The organism is Streptomyces sp. NPDC001108, assembly GCF_053598535.1.
The window spans coordinates 247,362-272,436 of record NZ_JBSFKL010000004.1 but is presented as its reverse complement, the minus strand read 5'-3'; the positions used below and the strand labels follow the sequence as shown (position 1 = coordinate 272,436).

The following is a 25,075-nucleotide window of genomic DNA, read 5'->3' as shown; positions in this document are numbered from 1 at the left end:
TTCTGGATAATCGACTATTCGGACCCCTGTTGTCGCTTCGTTGCGAACCGCAGGGGTCCGAATTCGTGAAGCTCTGCCTTCACAATCCCCTCGTAACGTAAAGCAAGTCGGCACCCTCGGGAGCGGTACTTCGTGATTTCGAAAGCCATGCGCTTGGCTCGGGTGGGCAGCGGCTCGGAGCTGGCCGCAGCGCTCCTGATGGCTGTGGGATTCCCGTGCATAATGCTCGCGGCGATAATCCCCAACCTCTGGTTCTTTGCGGCGGCCGCCGCGGCCACTTACCTCGCGGACCGCTACCTGCACCATCGCGGGAGCTACCTGCTCAACCGGCTCACCGCCGTCCGGGCCGGGATCTCGATCCGCTTCCTGGTCCGACAGCTGCTGCTGATCCTCCTGCTGTCCCGCATGGGACTCGGTGAGGAGACGCTGTTCTACGTCACGGTTGCCTGCCTGCTGGCGTTCTACGGGCTCCAGGCGCCGCAGAGCGCGGTGGTCACCCTGATCCGGCTGCGCCGGAAGCTGCCGGTGGCCACTCGCAACGTGGACCTGGAGCGGCTGCGCGTTCCGGACGCCCCGCCGTCGCTCCTGATGAACCGCCCTGCGGAAAAGATGCTCCACCTGGACGTCTTCGCCGTCATCGGCGTGCTGATCGCGATCGAGACGGGTGTGGACGGCATCGCCTACGCGGGCTTCGCCGTCACGCTCGTCGCGGCCCTCGGGTACCTGCTGCTGCTCGTGCCGTACATCGGCCGGAAGCGGCGCGTGCCGTCCGCGGAGCAGACGCTGGCCGCGGTGGACACCTGGCTCGCCGAGTACCGGCCGACCGTGGTGCTGTACTTCTCCGGCTCCAAGGAGTCCGCCTACCAGGCCAACATGTGGCTGGAGACGATGGCGCAGCTCGGCGGGCGGCCGATGATCCTGCTGCGTGAGCGCAACATCCTGCCGCAGCTCGCCACCACCTCGGTGCCGGTGCTCTGCGTGCCCGGTGGTGTGCACCTGATGAACCTGGACCTCTCGTCGGTGCGGGTCGCGCTCTACGCGGCCAACGTCGGCAAGAACATCCACCTGCTCCGGGTGCCGACGATGAAGCACGTCTTCATCGGCCACGGCGACAGCGACAAGCTCGCCAGCGTCAACCCGTTCAGCAAGGTCTACGACGAGGTGTGGACCGCGGGCCGGGCCGGCCGCGACCGTTACGCGCTGGCCGACGTCGGAGTGCGCGACGAGGACATCGTGGAGGTGGGCCGTCCGCAGCTGGCCTCCATCCAGACGTGGACCGGTACGCAGAAGAACCCGATCCCGACCGTGCTGTACGCCCCCACCTGGGAGGGCTGGGACGACAACCCGGGCAACACCTCCCTGCTGCTGGCCGGCGAGAACATCGTCCGGCGGCTGCTGGAGGCCGAGCGGCCGGTCCGGTTGCTCTACAAGCCGCACCCCTTCACCGGCACCCGCAGTGCCAAGGCCAAGGCCGTCCATCTGCGCATCACCGCGATGATCGAGCAGGCCGCCGCCGAGCGCGCCACCGATCCCCGCTGGGCGGAGCAGGCCGCGGCGCTCAAGGGCGACCAGGCCGCGGCGCGGGCCGAGCTGGCCCGTATCGAGGCCCGGCTGGCCGAGCTGGAGGGCGGCGCGGGCGCCGGCCGCGACGAGGCGGAGACGTCCCGCGACTCGCTGGCCGACCCGGCGCGCGAGGCCGAGACGGCGCGGCTCAAGGACGAGTGGAACGCGGCGTCCTGGCGTGCGCGGGGCTGGTGGGAGCACCGGGTCATCACCGGTGCCCGGATGCGGCTGTACGACTGCTTCAACGAGTCGGACGCGATGGTCTCGGACATCTCCAGCGTGGTCTCCGACTTCATCGCGAGCGGCAAGCCGTACGCGGTCACCGACTCCGCCGAGCTGGGCGAGGAGGAGTTCCGTCGGCAGAACACGGCGGTCCGTGCCGCCGTGATCCTGTCCAACTCGGCGGCCGAGCTGGACGAGCTGCTCGCCGCGGTGACGGACCCGGCCGCGGACACCCGTGCGGAGGGCCGGCGCGAGCTCAAGAACTACCTGCTCGGCCCGGACGAGCCCACCTCGATCGTGCAGTTCGACAACGCGGTCAAGGCGCTCTCGGCCAAGTCCGAGGCCCGGAACACCGGGGTCGCCAAGAGCCTCGGGGAGCCCGTGGGCGGCTGAGGATCGGCCATTCGCATTACGTGATCGCAGAAGGCCCGGCGCAACCCGCAAAAGGTTGTACCGGGCCTTTGTGATGAGTGTCACCATGTATTCATGTCACGGAAGACAACCGATGGAGACGGTCGACTGTCTTCTTTTTACGTGAGCCAGACCCGAATTCCCGACGTGACCGTGGTCGTCGGTGCGTATGAGGCGATGCCCTACCTCGTTCGTTGCCTCGAATCGGTGGAGGCGCAGACGATCGGCGCCGACCGGATTGAAATCGTCGCGGTCGACGACGGTTCCACCGATGGCACCGGTGAGTATCTGGAGGAATTCGCGGCGAGATCGAAAATCCGGACCAGAGTGGTCCGGCAGAAGAACTCCGGTGGCCCCAGTGGGCCGCGGAACGTGGGGCTCGGTCTCGCGCGCGGTCGCTACGTGTTCTTCCTGGACGCGGACGACTACTTCGGCGAGGAGGCCCTGGCCCGCATGGTGGCCATGGCGGACAAGGCCGGAACCGATGTGGTGCTCGGCAGGGTGGTCGGCGTGAACAGGGGAGCGCCGCAGTCGATGTGGGGCGCCACCGCGGAGCGCGTCGACGTCTACAACTCCAAGGTCATCTACACCCTGAGCGCGCAGAAGCTCTTCCGGCGCGAACTCCTGGAACGGCTCTCCTTGAGGTTCGACGAGAATCTCAGGACCGGTGAGGACGCCCTCTTCACGATGGAGGCGTATCTGCGGGGGTCCGGCGTCTCGGTCGTCGCCGATTACGTCTGCTATTACCTGGTGGGCCGCGACGACGGAAAGCACGTCACGAAGAGCGGCACCTATGAATGGCGCTTCGACTCGGTGCGCGCCATGATGGAGCTCATTCATCGCATCGAACCGCCGGGGCCCAAACGGGATTTCCTGATGGTCCGCCCCTTCACGGTCGGGATGCTCCAGCAGTTCGGCCCCGTCGTGCTGCGGGATTCCGAAGAGGTCCGGCGGCACAAGATGGAACTGGCGCGTCCGCTGATGGACGCGTACTGGCACAGCGGCGTGGCCCGGCTGATCAAGGTCCCGGAGCGGCTGCGGCTCGCCTGCGTGGCGTACGGCAGCCCGGACCTGCTGGTCGAGGTGGTCCGGTACGTCCGGGCGAAGAAGGTGCCGGACCTCGTCTGCTCGCCCGACGGCAGGACGCTCTACCTCGCGTACCCCCGCTTCCGCGACCGGGCGGCCGCGCTGCCCGACTTCCTGTACGAGGTCACCGTGCCCGACTGGCGCGGTGGCGAGCGCGTCGAGAGCCCGCGGGCCGCCGCCCGCCGTGCCTCGCTGTCCAGGAGGGTGGCGCGCCGGATGCGGCGCGACGCGAAGCGCTGGAAGGGGCGCCTGAATGTGGGGGAATGACCCCTTGTAAAGGGTGCGCGTTTCTGGGGGGTGAGTGCGGCGGATTCCCCGAATAACACATCGAATCTCAGTAAAGTCGATCGGACGTCGCGGATGCGACGGGTCCGACAGATCATCATGGGGACTGGTCAAGTGAAGGCTCTCGTACTGTCCGGAGGGGCCGGCACCCGCCTGCGTCCCATCACCCACACCTCGGCCAAGCAGTTGGTGCCGGTGGCGAACAAGCCCGTGCTGTTCTACGGGCTGGAGGCCATCGCGGAAGCCGGGATCACCGAGGTCGGCATCATCGTGGGTGACACGGCCGCGGAGATCCGGGAAGCCGTCGGCGACGGTTCCGCGCTCGGCATCGAGGTCACGTACATCCCGCAGGAGGAGCCGCTCGGGCTGGCCCACGCGGTGCTGATCGCCCGCGACTTCCTGGGCGACGACGACTTCGTCATGTACCTGGGTGACAACTTCATCGTCGGCGGGATCACCGGCCTGGTGGAGGAGTTCCGCTCGGACCGGCCGGACGCGCAGATCCTCCTGACGCGGGTGCCCAACCCGACCTCCTTCGGTGTCGCGGAGCTGGACGCCGCGGGCCGGGTGGTGGCGCTGGAGGAGAAGCCGAAGGAGCCCAAGAGCGATCTGGCGCTCGTCGGCGTCTACCTCTTCACCCCCGTGATCCACGAGGCGGTCCGCGCCATCGAGCCGTCCTGGCGCGGCGAGCTGGAGATCACCCACGCCATCCAGTGGCTGATCGACCAGAAGCGCGACGTGCGCTCCACCACGATCCACGGCTACTGGAAGGACACCGGCAACGTCACCGACATGCTGGAGGTCAACCGGACGGTCCTGGAGACCGTCGAGCCCACCCACGAGGGCGCCGAGGTCGACGCGGACAGCGAGATCATCGGCCGGGTGCGGATCGAGCCGGGCGCCCGGGTCAGCGGCAGCCGGATCGTCGGCCCCGCGATCATCGGCGCCGGTTCGGTGATCAGCGGTGCCTACGTCGGCCCCTTCACCTCGGTCTCGGAGAACGTCCGCATCGAGGACAGCGAGATCGAGTACTCCATCGTCCTGCGGGGCGCCTCCATCGTCGGTGTCCGCCGCGTCGAGGCATCGCTCATCGGCCATGACGTCGAAGTGACCCCCGCCCCCCGTTCCCCGTCCGCCCACCGACTCGTGCTCGGCGACCACAGCAAGGTGCAGATCTCCTCATGACCACGAACATCCTGGTGACCGGCGGTGCCGGCTTCATCGGCTCGCACTACGTCCGTACGGTGCTCGGCCCCGAGGGCCCCGGGGACGTCGCGGTCACCGTGCTCGACAAGCTCACCTACGCGGGAAATCCGGCCAACCTCGACGAGGTGCGCGAGCATCCCGGCTTCCGGTTCGTGCAGGGCGACATCTGCGACGCCGGGCTGGTCGCCAAGCTGATGGCCGAGCACGACCAGGTGGTGCACTTCGCCGCCGAGTCGCACGTGGACCGCTCCATCGACGGGGGCGCCGAGTTCGTCCGCACCAACGTCGTGGGCACGCACACCCTGATCCACGCCGCGCACCTGGCGGGCATCCGGACCTTCGTGCACATCTCCACCGACGAGGTGTACGGCTCGATCGACGAGGGCTCCTGGCCCGAGACCCACCCGCTGGCGCCGAACTCGCCGTACTCCGCGGCCAAGGCGTCCAGCGACCTGATCGCGCTCTCCTACCACCGCACCCACGGCCTCGACGTGCGGGTGACCCGCTGCTCCAACAACTACGGGCACCACCACTTCCCCGAGAAGGTCATCCCGCTCTTCGTCACCAACCTGCTGGACGGGAAGACGGTCCCGCTCTACGGCGACGGCGCCAACGTCCGCGACTGGCTGCACATCGACGACCACGTCCAGGGCATCGAGCTGGTCCGTACCCGGGGCCGGGCCGGCGAGGTCTACAACATCGGCGGCGGCACCGAGCTCTCCAACAAGGAGCTCACCCAGCTGCTGCTGGACGCCTGCGGCGCCGACTGGGACACCAGCGTCACCTACGTCGAGGACCGCAAGGGCCACGACCGCCGTTACTCGGTCGACTGCACCAAGATCCGCGCGGAGCTGGGCTACGAGCCCCGCAAGGACTTCCGCACCGGCCTCGCCGAGACGGTCCAGTGGTACCGCGACAACCGCGCCTGGTGGGAGCCGCTGAAGGAGAGGGCCGCCCTGTGAGCGCCGTCTGGCTGGTCACCGGCGCCGCCGGGATGCTGGGCCGGGACGTCCTGGCCCGGCTCGCCGCGGAGGACGTGACCGCGGTCGCCGCGGACCGCGCGGCCCTGGACGTCGCGGACGCGGACGCGGTGCGGGCCGCCTTCGAGGAGCACCGCCCCGCCGTCGTGGTGAACTGCGCCGCCTGGACCGCGGTCGACGACGCGGAGTCCCAGGAGGAGGCCGCGCTGCGGGTCAACGGCACGGGCCCCGAGGTCCTCGCCCGGGCCTGCCGCGAGCACGGCGCCGTACTCCTCCAGGTCTCCACCGACTACGTCTTCGCCGGCGACGCCGACAAGCCGTACGCCGAGGACGACCCGACCGGACCGCGCGGCGCCTACGGCCGCACCAAGCTCGCCGGCGAGCGGGCCGTGCTCGGCACCCTGCCGGAGACCGGCTACGTCGTCCGCACGGCCTGGCTGTACGGCGCGGGCGGCGGCAACTTCGTCCGGACGATGATCAGGCTGGAGGGCGTCAAGCAGACCCTCGACGTGGTGGACGACCAGCGCGGCCAGCCCACCTGGACGGTCGACCTGGCCGACCGGCTGGTCCGGCTCGGGCAGGCCGCCCTCGCGGGCACCGCGCCCGCCGGCGTCTACCACGGCACCAGCGGCGGCGAGACGACCTGGTTCGGCTTCACCCGGGAGATCTTCCGGCTGCTTGGCACCGACCCGGAGCGGGTCCGCCCCACCACCAGCGCGGCCTTCGTCCGGCCGGCGCCCCGGCCCGCGTACAGCGTGCTGGGCCACGACCGCTGGGCCGCGGCCGGAATCGAACCGGTCCGGGACTGGCGGGAGGCGCTGACGGAGGCGTTCCCGGCGCTGCTCGCGGCGGAACGCCCCTGAGTGCGGAGCATCGACCGACCGGCCCACACGAAAGAGACACAACACGGATTTACCTATTGACGAATGCTCAGGTCGTGAAGTGGTCATGAGATAACTTCGCGGGACACCAAGTCATTTTGGTTTCTGCGAAGGGCCGCTCCACGTGAACCGCCATGACTTCCTTCGTCATCTGCACCGTGTCTACCGCCCCCGGAACTATCTGGAGATCGGGGTCAACGACGGCAGAAGCCTGGCCCTTTCACGGGTTCCTTCCGTCGCCGTCGACCCCGCTTTCCGGGTGGTGACCGCCATCAGCTGCGACGTCCACCTGATCAGGGCGACGAGCGACGACTTCTTCGCCCGCGCGGATCCGTTGATCCATCTGCGCACCGGCCGCAACCCGTTCCGCGCCCTCGCCCGTCGCGACGCGTTCGGTCTGTTCGGCGGGGACCCGAAGGTGGAACTGTCGTTCATCGACGGGATACACCTCTTCGAATACGCCCTGCGCGATTTCATGAACGTCGAGCGGCATTCCCGCTGGTCGAGCGTGATCGTGCTGGACGACATGCTGCCGCGCGACGTGGACGAGGCCGCCCGCGAGCGGCACACGAAGTACTGGACCGGCGACGTGTACAAGCTGGTGCGGGTGCTGCGCCGCCACCGGCCCGATCTGCTGGTCGTCGAGGTGGACACGGAGCCGACCGGCGTGGTCGTCGTGTTCGGCGCCGACCCGGCGGACACCACCCTGAGGAACGCGTACGAGCGGATCGTCGACGAGTACGTCGTCCCCGACCCGCAGGACGTGCCCGAGGAGGTGCTGGGCCGGAAGAGCGCCGTACGGCCCGAGGCGCTGCTCCGCGCCGAATTCTGGCCGGCCCTCGTCCGGGCACGCGATCTGCGCCGCCCGCGCTCCGCGTTCACCTCCCTGCGCCCGCGCATCGAGCGGGTGACCGGCTGACACCGGCCGTACGCCGAAGCCCCGCGGGCCGTCCCGCGGGGCTTCGGCGTACTGTCCGGGGCTCAGCCGCGGGCGCGCAGCAGCGCGTAGTACTCCTGGCAGGTCGCGTACGTGGGCAGCAGGCCCGTCCGCTCGGCCTCGGCCAGCGAGGGGGCCGCCGCGTCCTTGTCGGACAGGAGCGGGGTGATGTCCGACGGCCATTCGATGCCCAGGTCGGGGTCGAGCGGGTGGAGGCCGTGCTCGCGGGTGGGCGCGTAGCCCTCGGAGCAGAGATAGGCCACCGAGGCGTCGTCGGTCAGCGCCATGAAGGCGTGGCCGAGCCCCTCGGCAAGGTAGACGGAGCGGTGGTCGACGTCGTCGAGCCGGACGGCCTCCCACCGCTTGTACGTGGGGGAGCCGACCCGGATGTCCACGATGACGTCGAGCACCGCACCGCGCACGCACTTGACGTACTTCGCCTGGCTCGGCGGCACGTCGGCGAAGTGCACCCCGCGCAGCGTGCCCCGGCTGGAGACGGAGAAGTTGGCCTGCGCCAGCCGCAGCGTGTGCCCGACGGCCTCCTCCAGCTCCGCGGCCCTGAACCACTCGTGGAAGCTGCCGCGGCTGTCCGGGAAGACCTTGGGCTCATGCACCCAGGCTCCGTCGATGGAGAGCTGCCGCATGCGATCACGTCCTTGTTCTGTGTTCTGGTGCTGATGTGGGGTACGGGGGAGGGGCGGCGCTCAGCCGGTGAACCGGGCGGCCAGCCGCCGGACCTTCTTGCGCCCCGCAGGGGGGAGCCGGCGCACGACCGGGCCGCCGACGGCGCGCAGCGCACGGCGCAGGGCGGCCCTGCGGCGCTTGGCGGCCACGTCCGCCATGAGGGCCGCGGGGATCTCGGGCAGCCCCGGGTCCACCTTGAGCCGGCCGTCCCCGGTGACCGTGACGGCACAGAGGTCGAGCGCGGGGCGCTTCTCGCCGTCCAGCCGGACGGCGAGCTTCCAGGACCCCGCCGTCACGCCGGGCGCGCGGCCGGGCACGTCGATGTGGGCCCGGCCCCCGGTGGGGCGCAGCGAGGTCCGCAGCGTGTGCGCCGCCGCGCCGGAGTCGTCGGCGGGGCTCAGGACCAGCTCGACGTCGGAGGAGGCGGTCGCCGCGGTGGTGAGCAGGTCCAGCCGGAGCTCGTTGCCGCGCCCGGCGGCCCGCATCACCGGCCGGTCGGCCAGGTAGGTGGCGAGCGTCTTGCTGCGCCGGGCGACATCGAGCGTGAGGTTGCCGAACGGATCGGTGAAGTACGGGATGACGGCGCGGGCCGGTGAGCCCAGCGAGGCGGGCAGGCAGGCGGCGTCCACCTCCGGAGCGCGGTCGGCGCCCAGCCGGGCCTTGCGGACCAGGCCGAGGCCGCGCAGCGGCACCCAGAGGTCCCAGAAGCCGCGTCCGAGCCGGCCGCGGCCCTTGACCGCCTCCGGGGAGACCCGGCCGCTGCCGTGCAGGACCACTTCGCAGGCCCCGTCGCCGAGATCCTCGATCCGCCGGGTGAACGTCGACGGGCACGGCCACTCGACGGCCGTCTCACGGTTGCGCACGGACATCTCGGCGGAGAAGGAGCCGAGGTCGTCGGTGACGTCGAGGAGCTCGGCCCCGGCCGCCTGCGCGCCCTCGTTGTCCGGGTGCAGGAAGTAGCGGTCGCCCCGGCGCAGCAGCTTCACCGGCTCCTCGTCCTCGCCCCGGACCAGCCGGGCGGTGACGGTGATGGCGGCGCTGCCGTCGGGCTGCCAGGCGAACTCCTCCAGCCGGGCCGCGGCCTTGACGGAGCCGGCGAACCGGGCGATCCGCAGCAGCCCCTCCCGGTCGTCGGCGCGCAGCAGGTCGGAGCGGAGCCGCAGCAGCGGGCCGAGCCCGTCGTGCACGCCGTCGCCCATGTACTCAAGCGCCAGCGGCCGGATCGCGTCGCACATCTCGGCGAAGAACGCGGGCTGGTACTTGACCACCGCGGGTTCGCTGAGCCTGCTGAGCATCTCGACCCGGTAGAAGCGGCGCAGCAGCAGGTCGCGGAAGTCGCCCGGCTCGGTGTTGGCCATCACCACGTCCAGGACCTCGCGAAGGTTCCCGTAGTAGGCGGCGGGGACGATCCTGGTGGAACCCGCGTTCTTGCCGTCGTCGCGGCGGGAGTAGTAGTAGCAGGTGTAGTCGCCCAGGATGGAGACGACCTCCGCCGGGAAGTACGCCTCCATCATGTAGAGCTGGTCCTCCAGGCGGCGCTTCCCCTCGGGGTAGGCGATGCCGTTCTTCCGGAGGAACTCCGTGCGGAACATCTTGTGCGGGGTGAGGCTGTCGTACAGCGGCGCGTCGTGCAGCGTGCACTTCTCGCGGTTCTGCTTGAACACCCCGTGCGGGACGCCGCGGAAGTTGCTGGCCACCTTGCCGATGACGATGTCGGAGCCGTTGCGCCGCCCCATCTCGTACAGCCGCCGCAGGGCGTCGGGGGCGAGGTGGTCGTCCTGGTCGACGAACTGGATGTACTCGCCCTTGGCCTCGCCCACGCCGATGTTGCGGGGCTTCCCCGGCCAGCCGGAATTCGGGATGGTGATGACGCGGAAATGAGGGTGCTCCCCGGCCAGCTTCTCCAGCCGCTCGCGCGTGTCGTCGGTCGAGCCGTCGTTGACGAAGAGGACTTCGAATTCCTCCGCCGGGAGGGTCTGCCGCAGAAGCGAGTCGATGCAGGGGGTGATGTATTCCCCCGGGTTGTACACAGGAATGACGACACTTACTTTGACTGGCATTGCTGCGGTCCCATGTCTGTAGAAGTCCCTCTGGCGGCGTTCGATACGGGGTCCATGCCGCTGGAAACGGGCATGGCGCGTCGCCCGCCGTGCACCCTATCGGCTGTTAGATGATCCGGACGCCCCAATGGTTGCCTGTACGGACAGTTGTGATTTGGCCATATGTGAACCGGCGTCCAACAGATGTTCGCCGGGCGGCCGTCCGAGGTCGGGGCAGGTTAAGAACAGGTATTTTGATATTCACGATTCCTTCGCATCGGCGGGGCAACGGTGTGCCGGTCCGGTACGTCCGCGTGCGGAGAGGGTGGACGGGGCGGTCCACCGGTGGGACCCGGGCCGGCGGGAGGGGTCCAGGGGGCGGAACACCCGAGCGCCCCCGCCCCGGCTCGCGTAGATTGCGTGGGCCGGAGCGGCCGAAACATTTGGGGATGGACGTGTCAGGGGCAAGGCAGGGCGTCACGGAGGCCCGCAGGATCGTGGTCAAGGTCGGTTCCTCCTCCCTCACCACCGCGGCGGGCGGCCTCGACGCCGACCGCGTCGACGCGCTCGTCGACGTACTGGCCAAGGTGCGCAGCGGCGGGGAACGCGAGATCGTGCTGGTCTCCAGCGGCGCCATCGCGGCCGGGCTCGCCCCGCTCGGCCTGCTGCGCCGCCCCAAGGACCTGGCCAGGCAGCAGGCCGCCGCCAGCGTCGGCCAGGGGCTCCTCGTGGCCCGCTACACCGCCTCCTTCGCGCGGTACGGCGTACGGGTCGGCCAGGTGCTCCTCACCAGCAACGACACCAGCCGCCGCGCCCACTACCGCAACGCCTGCCGCACCCTCGACCAGCTCCTGGACATGGGCGCGCTCCCGGTCGTCAACGAGAACGACACCGTGGCCACGGACGAGATCCGGTTCGGCGACAACGACCGGCTCGCCGCGCTCGTCGCCCACCTCGTCCGCGCCGACCTGCTGGTCCTCCTCTCCGACGTGGACGGCCTCTACGACGGCGACCCCAGCACCCCGGGCACCTCGCGGATCGCCGAGGTGGCCGGCCCCGAGGACCTGGCGGGCGTCGTCATCGGCAGCGCCGGGAAGGCGGGGGTCGGCACCGGAGGCATGGTCACCAAGGTCGAGGCCGCCCGGATCGCCACGGCCGCCGGGGTCCCCGTCGTCCTCACCTCGGCCAGCCGGGCCGCCGACGCCCTCGCGGGCCGTGACACCGGTACGTACTTCCACCGCACCGGACGCCGCTCGGCCGACCGGCTCCTCTGGCTTGCCCACGCCTCCACCCCGCAGGGCTCGCTGACCCTGGACGACGGCGCCGTGGCCGCGGTCGTCGAGCGCCACAGCTCGCTGCTGCCCGCGGGGATCGCCTCCGTCGAGGGCGAGTTCACCGCCGGCGACCCGGTGGAGCTGCGCGACCTCGAAGGCCGTCCGGTGGCCCGCGGGCTCGTCAACTTCGACGCCAAGGAGATCCCGCAGCTGCTCGGCCGCTCCACCCGCGATCTGGCGCGGGAGCTCGGCCCGGCCTACGAACGCGAGATCGTACACAGGGACGATCTGGTCGTCCTGGACCGCTGAAGTCCGCCCGGAGACACCCTGAATCGGCTGAAAGTCCAGCCTCGGGACGGAGACCTTCACGAAAACCGCCCCATTTCCCGCCGCGGACTGGTCAACTCTGTAGTGGGGAACAGCGGGGTTACAGCACAGCGAACGCATTCACAGGAGGCCGCCGGTGAGACGAGCGCGCCCGGGGGCGGCGCCCCGAGGAACGAGTGGCCGGGCCCTGACCAGCGTCGGAACGGGGGCCGACTACGACGGGAGCCGGACGGCGGACCGGGCCGACGACGGCCGGGCCACCGCGCCCGAGCGGACGGCGAGGGAGGAGCGCACCCCGTCGAAGCTGTGGCACATCACGCTCAGCGTCTCGGGGGACGCCACGCCGCTGAAGGAGGTCAGGCGCGGACTCGAACAGCTCGCGCACGACCACCCCTTCCTGCTGACCAGCAGGTACGCCGACGACCACGCGGAGATCCGCTACTGGGAGGAGGCCCGGGACCTGCACGACGCGGCGGCCGTGGCCCTGCGGCTGTGGGGCGAGCACCGCTCCACGGCCAGACTCCCGCCCTGGAAGATCGTCGGCCTGGAGGTCATCGACCGCGAGACGTACCACCAGCGCGTCGCCGAGGGGTACGGGCCGCCCCCGGCCGCCCCGGTCGGCGTGCATCCCTACTGAGCGCCGGGGCCGTCGGCGGGGAGTCGTCTCGCATCACGGGATACGCGCCGGATGCCCGCAGTGGGCGCACTACCCTGCGGGCATGACCACGCTCTCGCCGTACGACAACATGTCCCCGGTCGCTCAGGCCGCCTACCGGGCCCGCGCCGCCGCCGCCGACATCGCGCCACTGCCGCGCGCGGCGAAGGACGACGCACTGCTCGCGATCGCGGACGCGCTGGAGGTGCGGACCGCCGAGATCGTCGAGGCCAACGCCGAGGACGTCGCCCGCGCCCGCGAGGCCGGCACCAGCGAGTCGATCATCGACCGGCTCACCCTCACCCCGGAGCGCATCCGCGCCATCGCCGCCGACGTGCGCCACGTGGCGGCGCTGCCCGACCCGGTCGGCGAGGTCGTCCGCGGCTCGACCCTCCCCAACGGCATCGACCTGCGGCAGGTGCGGGTACCGCTCGGCGTGGTCGGCATCATCTACGAGGCCCGGCCCAATGTGACGGTCGACGCCGCCGCGCTCTGCCTGAAGTCCGGCAACGCGGTCCTGCTGCGGGGTTCCTCCTCCGCGTACTCCTCCAACACCGCCCTCGTCCGGGTACTGCGCGACGCGGTCGGCGGCGCCGGGCTCCCGGCCGACGCGGTGCAGCTGGTCCCGGGCGAGAGCCGCGAATCGGTGCGGGAGCTGATGCGCGCCCGCGGTCTCGTCGACGTCCTCATCCCGCGCGGCGGCGCCTCGCTGATCCGCACCGTCGTCGAGGAGTCCACCGTTCCGGTCATCGAGACCGGAACCGGCAACTGCCACGTCTACGTGGACGCCGAGGCCGACCTCGACATGGCCGTGGACATCCTGATCAACTCCAAGGCGCAGCGCCCGAGCGTCTGCAACGCCGCCGAGACGCTCCTGGTCCACCAGGACATCGCCGACCGGTTCCTGCCCCGCGCCCTGGACGCGCTGGCCGACGCCGGAGTGACGGTCCACGCCGACGCGCGGGTCCGTGCCCACGCCGAGGGCTCCAAGGCCACGGTGGTGGAGGCGGTGCCGGAGGACTGGGAGACCGAGTACCTCTCGTACGACATCGCCGCCGCCGTCGTCGACTCGCTGGACGCCGCCGTCGCGCACATCCGGCTCTGGTCCTCCGGCCACACCGAGGCGATCGTGACCACATCCCAGGCCGCGGCCCGCCGCTTCACCCAGTTGGTCGACTCCACGACGGTGGCGGTCAACGCCTCCACCCGCTTCACCGACGGCGGCCAGTTCGGCTTCGGCGCCGAGATCGGCATCTCCACGCAGAAGCTGCACGCCAGGGGCCCGATGGGGCTGCCGGAGCTCACCTCGACCAAGTACATCGTCACCGGCGACGGACACGTGCGGTGACGATCCGGGCACGGTGAATGTCGCGGGCTCCCTGCCCAGAACGACCCGGCGGGTCTAGTCTGGAGACGTGCCGGACGACGTGGGGGGCGGGCCGTTCCCGGACGGCTGGGAGCCCGACGACGACCGCGGGGGCGCGGACGAGGACTTCGCCTCCGTGGTGTTCGACGAGGACTTCGTACGGGCCGCCGAGATCCATGAGCCGACCGCCGTCGAGCGGCTGCTGGCGGCGGCCCAGGCGCGCGCCGAGGCCGAGGCCGCCCGCGCGGCGTCGCGCGGCGGCCCCCTGGACGACGACCTCCCCGACGAGGGGTACGGCTCCGGCGGGTACGCGCGCCATCCCAAGGGCGACCCCCCGGAGCTGGACGACGACGGGTACGACGACGGCCCCTACGGGCGGCACGGCGGCGGTCTGCGGCCGTACCGGGGCGCCGCACGCTGGCACCGGCCGGTGGCCTGGCTGCTTGCGGTGCTGATGGGCATCGGGATGGTCGCGCTGGCCTTCGGCGCCGTCTACCGGAACAACTCGGGCGGCCGCCAGGACCCCGCTCCGCCACCCGCCACGACGGGGGTGGACACCGCTCCGGGCACCGCCCCGCGGAGTTCGCCGGAATATCCGCGCCCCACGGCGTCCGTGGCCCCGGGGACCGGCTGAGCCGTACCGGCGGCCGTCCGCGGTCCGGCCCGCCTCCACCGTTCTCCACGCTCGCGTCCGTGGTTCTTCACGGTCCTCCGTGGTTCCTCGGCGACCGGGCGTTTACCCAGGCCCCGATCGACCTACCCTGAAAGTGTGGCCCCTTTCGCCGAGAGGGCTCCTCAGCCGTCCGTCGTACGCGTAGCCGGGCGGCGCCATGCGCATTCATGACGGGCAGGCCCTGTCCGAGGCCGCTCGGCCGGGGCGGAGCGAAGCGTTCCGGCCGTGGTCGGTGACGTGGAGTCGGGAGAAGTCATGGCAGACCGCGGAGAACCACCGGATGGGCCCGGCAACCCTGCGGGAGGCGGTGACGACGAGTACCGGTCACTGGTCTTCGACGAGTCGTTCGTCCGCGCCGCCCGGCTGCGCGAGTTCTCCGCCCAGGAGCGCATGGAGGACCATGCTCCCGCCGTGCGCAGCCTGCCGTCCCGGCGCTGGCGTACCGGTCCCAGGGCTGCCGTCGTCCTGGTCCTCCTGATCGCGCTGGCCTTCGGCACCGCCGTCTTCATGGGGCTGAGCAGGCCCTACCAGGCATCCTCCGCCCGCCCGGCCGAGCCGCTCAGATCGACCGTGATCCCCCTCGCGCCCCGGGGCACCGTGCCGGGCGGCACCCCCGCCTCGCTCCTCGCCAGGAGCCCCGCCGCGCAGTTCGACACCGGCGCCGACGGCATCAACCTGCCTCCGGCCGGCCCGACGGACAACTTCTCCGAGAGCCAGGTGATGGCGGCCCTGAACACCGCCAAGGAGTACCTCGTCGCCTCCTCGCTCGACCCCGACGTCCTCACCGGAGCCCAGGTGCGCCCCGTGGAGATGCTGCTGGACCCGGGCCAGACCGCCCAGTTCGAGCGGAGCGTGGACCGGCCGAAGGACGACGGCGCGCACGCCACCGCCGGGTGGCTGGTGCGGTTCGACCCCGCGAAGGTGGCGCTGGCCGCTCCGGACGTGAAGGTCCGGGGAACGCTGAAGTACCGGGAGGAGGGCGCCAACACGCTGCAGGTGACCTCGGACCACACCTTCACCTACACCCTGCGCCCGGCCGCCGGAGGCCCCCACCGGACGGGTGACGCCTCCCTCTTCACCGTGCGGCGCGAGCTGACCTTCCGCTTCGACCAGGAGGACCTGCGACTGCACCGGTTGGAGGTGCGCGCCAGCTACGTCGAGGCCGGACCGCAGGCCTGCCCGGCGGACACCACCGGCGCGCTCCGCCCCCTGCTCGCCGGGCAGCATGCCGCCCCCCGAGGCCCCGCGGGCACCGACCCCTACGCGACGGGCCGGTCCGCGGCGGCGCTCTGCGGCACCCTGTCGTTCAGCTCCCGCTAGCCCCCGGCCCCTCGGTGTCCCCCGGCTCCTGGGGCCGGGCCGAGTCCGACGACCCGTCGGCGGCACCGTCCTTGCCCGCCGGGCCCCGGCCCTGGCCGGTGAACCTGTCGCGGAGCTTGCCGCCCAGGTCGCCGGCGCCCCCGGCTATGTCGCCGACCAGCTTCATCAGCGGGTCCTTGCTGGAACGCACCGTGTCCGCGTAATGGGCCGCGGACTCACGGAAGGAGTCGGTCACCGAGGTGTCCTTGTCCTCCTCGCGCCGCGGGTAGTGGCCGTCCATGATCCGCTGGTAGTCACGGGTCTCGGACCACTTCTTCAGCTCTGCGGCGCGCACCGTGGTGAAGGGGTGCGAGCGGGGCAGCAGGTTGAGGATCTTGAGCACCGAGTCGCGCAGATCGCCGCCCTTCTCGTACTCGTCCGCCTGGGCGAGGAAGGCGTCCACGTTCATCTCGTGCAGATGGTTGCCGCCCGCGATCTTCATCAGACCGCGCATCGACGCCTGGATGTCCTGGCCGACGAGGAGCCCGGCCCGGTCCGCTGACAGCTCGGACTTGCGGAACCACTCGCGCAGCGCCGTCACGATCGCCATGATCGCTACGTTGCCGAGCGGGATCCAGGCGACCTTCACCGCGATGCTGGTGAGGAAGAGGAGGATCGTGCGGTACACCGCGTGCCCGGAGAGCGCGTGCCCCACCTCGTGGCCGATGACGGCCCGCATCTCCTCCTCGTCGAGCAGTTCGACCAGCCCGGTCGTCACCACGATGATCGGCTCGTCGAGGCCGATGCACATGGCGTTGGGCCGCGGGTCCTGGGTGACGTACATCGGCGGGACCTTCTCCAGGTCCAGGATGTAACAGGCGTCGCGCAGCATGTCGTTGAGGTGGGTGAACTGGGCGTCGCTCACCCGGACGGAGTCGGAGAGGAAGAGCAACCGCAGACTGCGCTCGGGCAGCAGACCGCTCAGCGTCTTGAACACGGTGTCGAAGCCGCTCAGCTTGCGCAGAGCCACCAGGGCGGAGCGGTCCGCCGGGTGTTCGTAGGCACGGGACGAGATGTCCGGGAACCGCCGCCGCTGCCTGCTCGGCACGTTCTCATGGCTCTCGTGGCTGCGTTCGGTCATGAATGGGCCCCCTTTTCGTACACGATGTCGCTCGCCCCCTGACACAGCCCAGCGTAGGTGCTGGGGCTACGGTGTGCGGGGGGCTGTGGATAACTGAGGAGACGCCCGACATGCCGCACACCGTTGCTCTGCTCGCCGCTGCTTCCGGGGCGCAAGGACCCGGCGGCACGCTCCGTGTCGCGCTGCTCGTCTCGATCGTCGGGGCCGTGCTGCTCGCCTGGTTCCTGCTCCGCGGATACCGCAACAACGACGACAACGACTGAGTCGGCGTGAGCGTGCCCGGGGCGCACGCATACGATGTGCGCGACGTCTTCCTTCCGACTCCCGATCGATAGGTCCTGCCGAAGATGAGCCTCACGAGCACCGCGCACCAGCTGGTCACCCTCGCCTCCGAAGGCGGCGAGCACGGTGGCAACCACGAAAGCCTCAACCCGCTTCTCACCGGGGGCGGTGCGTTCGTCGCGCTGCTGCTCCTGCTCTGGATCACCACGCGCTTCAACCGCGACCGCTGAGGCGGAGGCGTACAGCTGTGCCAGTAGGCTCTGCACGCATGGGAGAGCAGGAAGTGCCTACCGGCCGCGTGAAGCGCCGACTCGGCGTGATGGGCGGGACGTTTGACCCGATCCATCATGGACACCTGGTGGCGGCCAGCGAAGTGGCCGCCCAGTTCCACCTCGACGAGGTGGTCTTCGTCCCGACCGGGCAGCCGTGGCAGAAGAGCCACAAGCACGTCTCCCCGGCCGAGGACCGCTATCTGATGACGGTCATCGCGACCGCGTCCAACCCGCAGTTCTCGGTCAGCCGGAGCGACATCGACCGCAGCGGCCCCACGTACACCATCGATACGCTGCGGGACCTGCGCGCCCTCCACGACGACGCGGACCTCTTCTTCATCACCGGCGCCGACGCGCTCTCCCAGATCCTCACCTGGCGGGACGCGGACGAGCTGTTCTCGCTCGCCCACTTCATCGGCGTGACACGGCCCGGGCACGTGCTCACGGACGCCGGACTGCCGGCGGGCGGGGTCTCCCTGGTGGAGGTTCCCGCGCTCGCGATCTCGTCCACGGACTGCCGTGAGAGGGTCGCGCAGGGGGAGCCGGTCTGGTACCTGGTGCCGGACGGCGTGGTCCGTTACATCGACAAGCGCCAGCTGTACCGCGGCGAATGAGCGAGGCAGAGGGGCACCGGTGAACGACCGACAGAATCCGTACGATCCGTACTATCAGCAGCCGCAGATCGTCGGTTACGACGAGTACGGGCAGCCGGTGTACCAGCAGCCGCAGCACGAACAGCCGCATCAGCAGTACGACCCGTACGGCGGACAGCAGCAGTCGCAGCAGACCGGTCAGGGTTACGGCTACGACCCGTACGCCCAGCCCCAGCAGAGCCAGCAGCCCCAGCCCGCACAGCCGCAGGCGTACGACCCGTACGGGCAGCAGCCGCAGCAGCAGGGGTACGGCGGGTACGACGGTTACGGCTACGACACCGGGCAGCAGCCGGCCGCGGTCGACACCACCCAGCAGTGGAACATCCCGCAGCAGGCCGCCGCTCCGCCCGTTCCCCCCGCCCCGCCCGAGCCCGCACCGGCCCCGCGGCCCGCGCCGGAGTCCGGGCCGGGGCCGGACGACGGCGCGGACCCCGACCCGGCCGTCCCCGGACAGCGCAGGGCCGACCGCGACTACCGCACCGAGCAGTTCTCCTTCATCGAGGAGCCCGACGAGGACTCCGAAGACGTCATCGACTGGCTGAAGTTCACCGAGAGCCGGAGCGAGCGGCGCGAGGAGGCCCGGCGTCGCGGCCGCAACCGCATGGTCGCGCTCATAGTCGTGGTGGCCCTGCTGGTGGTCGGCGGGATCGGCTACCTCTGGTCGGCCGGAATGATCCCCGGCCTGTCCGACACGGACAAGGACACCACGGCGTCGACGGGCCCGCAGAAGCGGGACGTCATCGTGGTCCACCTGCACAACACCAAGAAGGGCGGCACCTCCACGGCGCTGCTCGTCGACAATGTGACGACCAAGCAGGGCACCACCGTCCTGCTCCCCAACTCGCTCGCGGTGGCCGACGAGGACGGTGTCGGCACCACCCTCGGCAAGTCCGTCGACGCCGACGGCACCACCGGCACCCGCGAATCCCTCGGCAACCTCCTCGGCACCGACATCACGGGCACCTGGCGCCTCGACACCCCGTACCTGGAGACCCTGGTCGACCTGGTCGGCAACATCGAGGTCGACACCGACACCGACGTACCGGACACCAAGAAGGGCGCCTCCCCGCTCGTGAACAAGGGCGAGGCGCAGACGCTGAGCGGCCAGATGGCCGTCGCCTACGCCACCTACCGGGGGCCGGGCGAGGCCGAGGCCAAGCAGCTCACCCGGTTCGGGGCGGTCATGCGCGGCGTGCTGCGGAAGGTCTCGGACGATCCGAAGGCCGCCACGGTCACCGTGCAGACGCTGGGACAGATCCTCGACCCGTCGCTCCCCGAGAAGGACCTGGGCGCCTCGCTCGCGAAGCTCGCCCAGCACGCCAAGCTCGGGGACTACAAGACGACCCTGCTGCCGGTGCAGGCGGACGGATCGCTCACCGACGAGGCCACCGAGGACGTCGTCAAGAACATCCTGGGCGGCTCGGTCAAGGCTCCGGCGGCCGACGCGGCCGTGCGGGTCGGCGTCAAGAACGGCACCGGGGACCAGGAGGCGCTGGGCTCCGCCCGGGTCAAGCTGATCAACGGCGGCTACACCTTCGTCAGCGGCGGCTCGTCCACGGCCACGCCCCTGTCCGAGGTCGTCTACCGGGCCGCGGGGGACAAGGAGAAGGCGGCACAGGTCGCCGCGACCCTGGGACTGCCGGACAGCGCGGTGAAGCAGGGCAAGCCCGCCGCCAACGCGGACGTGTCCGTACTGCTCGGCCAGGACTACAAGATCAAGTGAGCCGTGCCCGGCCGCCCGGACCCCGCCGGTCCGGGCGGCCGGCCGTCACTGCGGTCGCTGTCGGTGGTCCGTGAGACCCTAAGGACAGACCCCGCGATCCCTGGCGGGCGCGCGACGACGGCTACGGCGCCTCGCGGCGTTGTCGGAACGTCCGCACACTTCCGGTGTGCGGACGGCCCCTCCGCCCCGCGACGCACCGCGTCCGACGCCGCGCGCCGATCCGCCACGGATGACGGGACAGCCCTTAGAGGCCGACCTGACCTCCGACGAAAGCCTGCATGTGACCGCCACGGACCGCTCCATCGAGCTCATCACCGCCGCCGCCCAGGCGGCCGCCGACCGGCTCGCGCACGACATCATCGCGTACGACGTCAGCGACGTGCTGTCGATCACGGACGCCTTCCTGCTCGCCTCGGCCCCCAACGACCGCCAGGTCAAGTCGATCGTCGACGAGATCGAGGAGCGGCTCCAGAAGGAGCTGGGCGCCAAGCCGGTGCGCCGCGAGGGCGACCGCGACGCCCGCTGGATCCTTCTCGACTACGTCGACATCGTCATCCACGTCCAGCACAGCGAGGAGCGGGTCTTCTACGCGCTGGAGCGCCTCTGGAAGGACTGCCCCGAGATCGCGCTTCCCGAGGACGCCGTCAAGACCCGCGGCAAGGCCGAGGAGCACGCCAGGCTCACCGGCGGCACGGAAGGTGAGCAGAGCTGAACAGCAGCGGAAGCGGCAGGGGCCGCAGGATCGTTCTCTGGCGCCACGGTCAGACGGCCTGGAACCTGGAGCACAGGTTCCAGGGGTCCACGGACATCGCGCTCACCGAGACCGGAGTCGGGCAGGCCCGCCGGGCCGCCCGGCTGCTCGCCTCGCTGAGGCCCGACGCGATCGTCGCCTCCGACCTCCAGCGGGCGGCGGACACGGCGGCCCAGCTCGCCGTGCTCACCGGCCTGGAGGTAGCGCACGACGCGGGCCTGCGGGAAACGTACGCGGGCGCCTGGCAGGGGCTCACCCACGAGGAGATCGTCGCGCGCTACGGCGAGCAGTACGCCGCGTGGAAGCGCGGCGAGCCGGTGCGGCGCGGGGGCGGCGAGCTGGAGACCGAGGTCGCCGACCGGGCCGCCCCGGTCGTGCTGGGCCACGCCGACAAGCTGCCGGAGAACGGCACGCTGGTCGTGGTCAGCCACGGGGGCACCATCCGCACCACCATCGGCCGGCTCCTGGGCCTGGAGGCGCACCACTGGGAAGGGCTCGGCGGTCTCTCCAACTGCTGCTGGTCGGTCCTGGGCGAGGGCGCGCGGGGCTGGCGCCTGCTGGAGCACAACGCCGGCACGCTGCCGGAGCCGGTGCTCGGCGACGACACCTGAGCCCCGCCGCACGGGCCGGACCGGACCCGGTCCGGCCGGGAGACCGGGGCCCACCGGCCGGATTTCACTTTCCGGCAGGTCACAGGCTAAAGTTCTTCTTGTTCGCAGCGCGGGAGCGCAGAGAAAGACCGCGAATGACGGGGCTATAGCTCAGTTGGTAGAGCGCCTGCATGGCATGCAGGAGGTCAGGAGTTCAATTCTCCTTAGCTCCACAGTCAAGATCCCGTCCCCGACAGGGGGCGGGATCTTCTGCATCCCCGGAGTGCTCGCCGCGCCGACCGGCCCCGGTGGTCCCGTACCCCGCCGGACGTCCGCCCCGGGCTCAGGCTCTGCGGCGGCTCCGCAGCACGGCCATCCGCTCCCGGCTGTCCGCGTCCGCCGGGGTGTACGCCACGATCCGGCACTCCGGCATCCCGTTGATGGACAACGACACCGAGGTCATCCGGATGTCCCCGGCCACCGCCCGGTGCCGGAAGACCTTCACCCGTGGCCCCGGCGGCGTGACGTCTCCGCTGCGCCACAGCTCCGCGAAGTACGGGCTGGCGGCCGAGAGCCGCTCGACGAACGACTCCCAGGCCGGTTCCCCCATGTGGCGCCCGTACGCGCCGCGCAGGGTCGCCACCATGATCGGCAGCTCCCGGGACCGGTGGACGACGGGGCAGCCCTCCTCGGAGACCGTGAACAGCGTCCACAGCACATTGCGCACCCGCGCCCCGATAGCGACCGTTTCCGGGACCGCGAAGAGGTCGAGGTAGGCGGGATTGGTGGCCAGGACGTCGTAGCGGGAGTTGTAGACCACGGCGGGATGCGGGTCGAGCGCGTCGATGATGCCCTGGATCTCCGGCCCCACCTCGATGACGTCGGACTGCCGGTCGGGCGCGTGGGCCACCTCCGCCAGGTGGTAGAGGTGCTCGCGCTCCGAGGGATCCAGCCGGAGCGTACGGGCCACGGCGTCCAGCACCTGCGGCGACACATTGATCGGTCTTCCCTGCTCCAGCCAGGTGTACCAGGTGATACCGACACCGGAGAGCTGCGCGACCTCCTCGCGGCGCAGACCCGGCGTGCGGCGGCGCAGCCCGGGGGCCATGCCGACATCGCCCGGCGTCACCCGCGCCCGGCGGTTGCGGAGAAAGGCCGCCAGCTCCGGACGCCGCCGGTGCCGCCCCGTACCGTTCGCCGCCTGATGCGTCGTCACCGCTGTCACACCCCCATGTTCGGTGACCGGCAGGGGAGTTGCCAGGTGCTGTCGGTACCAGCATCGGCGGGCTCTCGTTACCCGTATGGGACCGGGGCCAGGCTCGACCTCATGACGACGGCATCCGAGGCAACTCCACTTTCCGCACCCAGTAAAGACCCCGCCACTGACAACGGGCACCCGAACGGCGGGCGCGACCGCGGGAACCGGCCCCGCAGGATCCTCGCCCTGGTGCTCGCGGCCCAGTTCATGGCGCTGCTCGACCTCTTCATCGTCAATGTCGCCGCCCCGACGATCCGGACCGAACTCGGTGCCTCGGGCGCCGGTTTGCAGCTCGTCGTGGCCGGCTACACCATCACGTACGCCGTCCTGCTGGTCACCGGCGCCAGGCTCGGCGACCTGCTGGGGCACGGCCGGGCCCATCTGATCGGGCTCGGTGTCTTCACCGTGGCCTCGCTGGCCTGCGGGCTCGCGTCCGGGGCCGGGCAGTTGATCGCCTTCCGGCTGGTCCAGGGCGCGGCGGCCGCGGTGATGATTCCGCAGGTGCTCAGCCTCGTCCAGCGCCACTTCACCGGTGAGGCCCGGGTCCGGGCGCTCGCGGCCTACAGCGCGGTGCTGGCCGTCGGGGCGGCCGCCGGGCAGGTGGTCGGCGGGGTGCTGGTCAGCATGGACCTGTTCGGCGCGGGCTGGCGGCCGGTCTTCCTGGTGAACGTGCCGATCGGGATCGTCCTGCTGGTGCTGGGCGCGAGGACGCTGCCCCGTGAACCGCGCACCGCGCCCGGCAGGGCACGGGCCCGGGAGCGTGGCCTCGACCTGCCGGGGCTGCTGCTGCTCGCCGCCGCCGTCACCCTGCTCACCGTCCCCCTGGTGCTCGGGCAGGAACTGGGCTGGCCGGTCTGGTCGCTGGTCTGCCCGGCGGTCTCCGTCGCGGTGTTCGCCGGCTTCGTGGTGTACGAGTCCCGGCTCGCCGCGCGCGGCGGCGCGCCCCTGATCGCGCCCCGGGTGCTCCGCCTGCCCGGCATGGCCCCGGCGGCGCTGCGCGTCCTTCTCACGATGGCGGTCAATGCGGGATTCCTGTTCCTGATGACGCTGCACGTCCAGGCGGATCTGGGCTACTCGCCGCTGCGGGCCGGGCTGGTGTTCGCGCCGACCGCGCTCGTCTTCGGGGCGGTCGGGCTGACCTGGCGGCGGTGGCCGGCGGGGTTGCGGCGGTTCCTGGTGCCGGGCGGATTCGTACTGCTGGCCGTGTCCGTAGCGGCCGTCGGGCTGCTGATGCGCGACGGTGGGGACGGCGGGCCCCTCCTCTATGTGGCGTTCATGACGGTGGGGGCCGGGCTGGCGCTGGGCTTCAGCCCCACCCTGACCGGAGCGCTGGCGGACGTCCGTCCCGAGGACGCGGCCGACGCGAGCGGCGCCCTGGTGACCGTCACTCAGCTCGGCCAGCTGACCGGGGTCGCCGCGTTCGGCACCCTCTACCTCAACCGCCTTGGCGCGCAAGGGCCGCAGGGATCGGGGCAGGCCCTGTGGGTGTGCGCCCTCGCACTGACCGCGGCCTCGCTGGCGGGCGCGGCGGCGGGGCTCGTACGGCGTCGTCGAACGGCCTGAACTCCGACGGGCTGTTCCCCTTGCGGGGGCATGGCAGAATCGGAACGCCGGAGGGGGCGACGGATCGAACGGGAGGGGGCGCGCGATGCCTGCGAGCGGCCGCACGATCCCGGACCTGCTCCTCGTTTCCGCGTTCCCCGTCTCCGTGCTTCCCGTTCCGGGGCTCGTGCCGGCTTCCGTGAGCCGTGGTCACGTCGGCCTTCTCCCCGCCCCCGGCCGGTCCCCCGCGATCCGCCGCGCGGGCGCCGCCCGCAGCTCCGGTCGGAGCTGATCCATGGGCGCGCACAGGCGGAAATGCGACTGGTGCGGCAGCGGCACGCCCATCGTCAGGGACATGGACCCGATCAATCCGGAGTACCAGTACTGGTGCGAGGAGTGCGCGCGGGCGCTGATCATAAAGGGCGACCCGATCGAGACCTATCGGGAGCTGGAGGGGGAGCCGATCTACGGTCGGCTGCTGGAGGAGCACTGCACGCTCAAGCGCTTCTACTCCTTCGCCACCGCCTGACCGTCCCGTGGTCCCTCTGGCCCGGAACGGTACCGCAAAATCGGGCAAACCGGAGCGGTGGGGAATCGATTTGGTGGACTGGTGGGGTCACCGGTAATGTTCTCGATGTCGCCAGGGAAACCGGGCGGAACACAGCAAGGGGCTATAGCTCAGTTGGTAGAGCGCCTGCATGGCATGCAGGAGGTCAGGAGTTCAATTCTCCTTAGCTCCACAGTGAAACAGGAAGCGGGTCACTCATCGCGAGTGGCCCGCTTCCTTGCTCATTTCCTGACCGTGTCCGGACCGGCTCCGATGTCGTGCGGTACCCTGACGCCATGCGTGCCGTACGCCTTCTGCTTAGCGAGCCGCGCTGATCAGTCCCGACCGGTGAGAATGCCTGGTCGGAATCGGCGCGGCGTCCCCTCCTGTGCGAGGGGATTTTTCGTTTCCCGAGACGCGTGTCCGTA

Annotated in this window: 23 protein-coding genes and 2 tRNA genes; 21 read left to right on the top strand and 4 right to left on the bottom strand. The window is 70.9% G+C overall.

Annotated features, from left to right (window positions below):
* Positions 1–147: 147 nt before the first annotated feature.
* The 6 genes from ACWC97_RS12670 (at position 148) to ACWC97_RS12645 (ending at position 7,553) form a co-directional block, all read left to right on the top strand.
* Positions 148–2,178: a hypothetical protein gene (locus ACWC97_RS12670; protein ID WP_450649255.1), complete on the top strand. Its 2,031-nt coding sequence runs from the start codon at positions 148–150 to the stop codon at positions 2,176–2,178.
* A gap of 141 nt (positions 2,179–2,319) precedes the next feature.
* The gene (locus tag ACWC97_RS12665) at positions 2,320–3,549 is read left to right on the top strand and encodes a glycosyltransferase family 2 protein (protein ID WP_352275288.1); all 1,230 of its coding nucleotides are present in this window, start codon (positions 2,320–2,322) and stop codon (positions 3,547–3,549) included.
* A 132-nt stretch (positions 3,550–3,681) separates the two neighbouring features.
* Complete coding sequence (locus ACWC97_RS12660; protein ID WP_352275286.1) at positions 3,682–4,752, top strand: glucose-1-phosphate thymidylyltransferase; 1,071 nt, start codon at positions 3,682–3,684, stop codon at positions 4,750–4,752.
* Positions 4,749–5,735: a dTDP-glucose 4,6-dehydratase gene (gene rfbB, locus ACWC97_RS12655; RefSeq protein ID WP_352275285.1), complete on the top strand. Its 987-nt coding sequence runs from the start codon at positions 4,749–4,751 to the stop codon at positions 5,733–5,735. The genes ACWC97_RS12660 and rfbB overlap by 4 nt, the downstream gene beginning before the upstream one ends.
* A gap of 32 nt (positions 5,736–5,767) precedes the next feature.
* Positions 5,768–6,616: a dTDP-4-dehydrorhamnose reductase gene (gene rfbD, locus ACWC97_RS12650; protein ID WP_385205163.1), complete on the top strand. Its 849-nt coding sequence runs from the start codon at positions 5,768–5,770 to the stop codon at positions 6,614–6,616.
* Positions 6,617–6,758: 142 nt separating this feature from the next.
* Entirely contained in the window at positions 6,759–7,553 is a 795-nt protein-coding gene (locus ACWC97_RS12645) for a class I SAM-dependent methyltransferase (RefSeq protein WP_352275281.1), read from the top strand.
* A 62-nt stretch (positions 7,554–7,615) separates the two neighbouring features.
* Here ACWC97_RS12645 and rfbC read toward each other — a convergent pair whose 3' ends face one another.
* Positions 7,616–8,215: a dTDP-4-dehydrorhamnose 3,5-epimerase gene (gene rfbC / locus ACWC97_RS12640; protein ID WP_352275280.1), complete on the bottom strand. Its 600-nt coding sequence runs from the start codon at positions 8,213–8,215 to the stop codon at positions 7,616–7,618.
* A 60-nt stretch (positions 8,216–8,275) separates the two neighbouring features.
* Positions 8,276–10,315, bottom strand: coding sequence for a glycosyltransferase family 2 protein (locus tag ACWC97_RS12635; RefSeq protein ID WP_450649062.1), 2,040 nt, complete (start codon positions 10,313–10,315; stop codon positions 8,276–8,278).
* Between the two features lie 428 nt (positions 10,316–10,743).
* Here ACWC97_RS12635 and proB point away from each other — a divergent pair, with 428 nt between their 5' ends.
* The 5 genes from proB to ACWC97_RS12610 all read left to right on the top strand — a co-directional run bounded on the left by proB (position 10,744) and on the right by ACWC97_RS12610 (position 15,909).
* Positions 10,744–11,877: a glutamate 5-kinase gene (gene proB / locus ACWC97_RS12630; RefSeq protein WP_352275276.1), complete on the top strand. Its 1,134-nt coding sequence runs from the start codon at positions 10,744–10,746 to the stop codon at positions 11,875–11,877.
* Positions 11,878–12,031: 154 nt separating this feature from the next.
* Positions 12,032–12,532 (top strand): hypothetical protein, encoded by a 501-nt coding sequence (locus ACWC97_RS12625; RefSeq protein WP_352275275.1) that lies wholly within the window; start codon positions 12,032–12,034, stop codon positions 12,530–12,532.
* A gap of 82 nt (positions 12,533–12,614) precedes the next feature.
* Positions 12,615–13,898: a glutamate-5-semialdehyde dehydrogenase gene (locus ACWC97_RS12620; RefSeq protein ID WP_450649060.1), complete on the top strand. Its 1,284-nt coding sequence runs from the start codon at positions 12,615–12,617 to the stop codon at positions 13,896–13,898.
* Between the two features lie 67 nt (positions 13,899–13,965).
* Entirely contained in the window at positions 13,966–14,550 is a 585-nt protein-coding gene (locus tag ACWC97_RS12615) for an SCO2584 family spore wall biosynthesis protein (protein ID WP_450649059.1), read from the top strand.
* A 294-nt stretch (positions 14,551–14,844) separates the two neighbouring features.
* On the top strand, positions 14,845–15,909 hold the full coding sequence (locus ACWC97_RS12610; RefSeq protein WP_450649057.1) for an SCO2583 family membrane protein: 1,065 nt from the start codon (positions 14,845–14,847) through the stop codon (positions 15,907–15,909).
* On the opposite strand, the gene ACWC97_RS12605 is transcribed toward ACWC97_RS12610, so the two are convergent.
* Positions 15,896–17,029 (bottom strand): M48 family metallopeptidase, encoded by a 1,134-nt coding sequence (locus ACWC97_RS12605; RefSeq protein ID WP_352275270.1) that lies wholly within the window; start codon positions 17,027–17,029, stop codon positions 15,896–15,898. The two genes, ACWC97_RS12610 and ACWC97_RS12605, sit on opposite strands and share 14 nt — an antisense overlap.
* A gap of 110 nt (positions 17,030–17,139) precedes the next feature.
* On the opposite strand from ACWC97_RS12605, the gene ACWC97_RS12600 reads away from it, so the two are divergent.
* The 7 genes from ACWC97_RS12600 to ACWC97_RS12570 all read left to right on the top strand — a co-directional run bounded on the left by ACWC97_RS12600 (position 17,140) and on the right by ACWC97_RS12570 (position 21,533).
* Positions 17,140–17,292 (top strand): hypothetical protein, encoded by a 153-nt coding sequence (locus ACWC97_RS12600; protein WP_352275269.1) that lies wholly within the window; start codon positions 17,140–17,142, stop codon positions 17,290–17,292.
* Positions 17,293–17,376: 84 nt separating this feature from the next.
* Positions 17,377–17,541, top strand: a complete 165-nt coding sequence (locus ACWC97_RS12595) for a hypothetical protein (protein WP_352275268.1) — start codon at positions 17,377–17,379, stop codon at positions 17,539–17,541.
* Between the two features lie 38 nt (positions 17,542–17,579).
* Complete coding sequence (gene nadD, locus ACWC97_RS12590) at positions 17,580–18,197, top strand: nicotinate-nucleotide adenylyltransferase (protein ID WP_450649054.1); 618 nt, start codon at positions 17,580–17,582, stop codon at positions 18,195–18,197.
* 19 nt (positions 18,198–18,216) lie between these two features.
* Positions 18,217–19,959, top strand: a complete 1,743-nt coding sequence (locus ACWC97_RS12585; RefSeq protein ID WP_450649052.1) for an LCP family protein — start codon at positions 18,217–18,219, stop codon at positions 19,957–19,959.
* A gap of 280 nt (positions 19,960–20,239) precedes the next feature.
* Positions 20,240–20,671 carry a ribosome silencing factor gene (rsfS, locus tag ACWC97_RS12580; protein WP_366291371.1) on the top strand — a complete coding sequence of 144 codons (432 nt, stop codon included), beginning with the start codon at positions 20,240–20,242 and terminating at the stop codon, positions 20,669–20,671.
* On the top strand, positions 20,668–21,321 hold the full coding sequence (locus tag ACWC97_RS12575; protein ID WP_352275459.1) for a histidine phosphatase family protein: 654 nt from the start codon (positions 20,668–20,670) through the stop codon (positions 21,319–21,321). The genes rsfS and ACWC97_RS12575 overlap by 4 nt, the downstream gene beginning before the upstream one ends.
* 139 nt (positions 21,322–21,460) lie before the next feature.
* Positions 21,461–21,533: transfer RNA gene (locus tag ACWC97_RS12570), tRNA-Ala, on the top strand.
* A gap of 110 nt (positions 21,534–21,643) precedes the next feature.
* Here the strand turns inward: ACWC97_RS12570 and ACWC97_RS12565 are convergent.
* On the bottom strand, positions 21,644–22,525 hold the full coding sequence (locus ACWC97_RS12565) for a helix-turn-helix transcriptional regulator (RefSeq protein WP_450649050.1): 882 nt from the start codon (positions 22,523–22,525) through the stop codon (positions 21,644–21,646).
* A gap of 102 nt (positions 22,526–22,627) precedes the next feature.
* Here ACWC97_RS12565 and ACWC97_RS12560 point away from each other — a divergent pair, with 102 nt between their 5' ends.
* The 3 genes from ACWC97_RS12560 (at position 22,628) to ACWC97_RS12550 (ending at position 24,840) form a co-directional block, all read left to right on the top strand.
* The gene (locus ACWC97_RS12560; RefSeq protein ID WP_450649048.1) at positions 22,628–24,121 is read left to right on the top strand and encodes an MFS transporter; all 1,494 of its coding nucleotides are present in this window, start codon (positions 22,628–22,630) and stop codon (positions 24,119–24,121) included.
* Between the two features lie 274 nt (positions 24,122–24,395).
* Entirely contained in the window at positions 24,396–24,629 is a 234-nt protein-coding gene (locus tag ACWC97_RS12555) for a hypothetical protein (RefSeq protein ID WP_015608461.1), read from the top strand.
* 138 nt (positions 24,630–24,767) lie between these two features.
* Positions 24,768–24,840: transfer RNA gene (locus tag ACWC97_RS12550), tRNA-Ala, on the top strand.
* The last annotated feature ends 235 nt before the right edge of the window (positions 24,841–25,075 follow it).

What these genes read in the sequence shown, in the direction of transcription:
- ACWC97_RS12670 (WP_450649255.1), top strand. Translation starts at nt 148, where the DNA reads ATGCGCTTGGCTCGGGTGGGCAGCGGCTCGGAGCTGGCCGCAGCGCTC.
- rfbB (WP_352275285.1), top strand. Translation starts at nt 4,749, where the DNA reads ATGACCACGAACATCCTGGTGACCGGCGGTGCCGGCTTCATCGGCTCG.
- rfbD (WP_385205163.1), top strand. Translation starts at nt 5,768, where the DNA reads ATGCTGGGCCGGGACGTCCTGGCCCGGCTCGCCGCGGAGGACGTGACC.
- rfbC (WP_352275280.1), bottom strand. Translation starts at nt 8,215, where the DNA reads ATGCGGCAGCTCTCCATCGACGGAGCCTGGGTGCATGAGCCCAAGGTC.
- ACWC97_RS12635 (WP_450649062.1), bottom strand. Translation starts at nt 10,315, where the DNA reads ATGCCAGTCAAAGTAAGTGTCGTCATTCCTGTGTACAACCCGGGGGAA.
- proB (WP_352275276.1), top strand. Translation starts at nt 10,744, where the DNA reads ATGGACGTGTCAGGGGCAAGGCAGGGCGTCACGGAGGCCCGCAGGATC.
- ACWC97_RS12620 (WP_450649060.1), top strand. Translation starts at nt 12,615, where the DNA reads ATGACCACGCTCTCGCCGTACGACAACATGTCCCCGGTCGCTCAGGCC.
- ACWC97_RS12610 (WP_450649057.1), top strand. Translation starts at nt 14,845, where the DNA reads ATGGCAGACCGCGGAGAACCACCGGATGGGCCCGGCAACCCTGCGGGA.
- ACWC97_RS12605 (WP_352275270.1), bottom strand. Translation starts at nt 17,029, where the DNA reads ATGACCGAACGCAGCCACGAGAGCCATGAGAACGTGCCGAGCAGGCAG.
- ACWC97_RS12600 (WP_352275269.1), top strand. Translation starts at nt 17,140, where the DNA reads ATGCCGCACACCGTTGCTCTGCTCGCCGCTGCTTCCGGGGCGCAAGGA.
- ACWC97_RS12595 (WP_352275268.1), top strand. Translation starts at nt 17,377, where the DNA reads ATGAGCCTCACGAGCACCGCGCACCAGCTGGTCACCCTCGCCTCCGAA.
- nadD (WP_450649054.1), top strand. Translation starts at nt 17,580, where the DNA reads ATGGGAGAGCAGGAAGTGCCTACCGGCCGCGTGAAGCGCCGACTCGGC.
- ACWC97_RS12560 (WP_450649048.1), top strand. Translation starts at nt 22,628, where the DNA reads ATGACGACGGCATCCGAGGCAACTCCACTTTCCGCACCCAGTAAAGAC.
- ACWC97_RS12555 (WP_015608461.1), top strand. Translation starts at nt 24,396, where the DNA reads ATGGGCGCGCACAGGCGGAAATGCGACTGGTGCGGCAGCGGCACGCCC.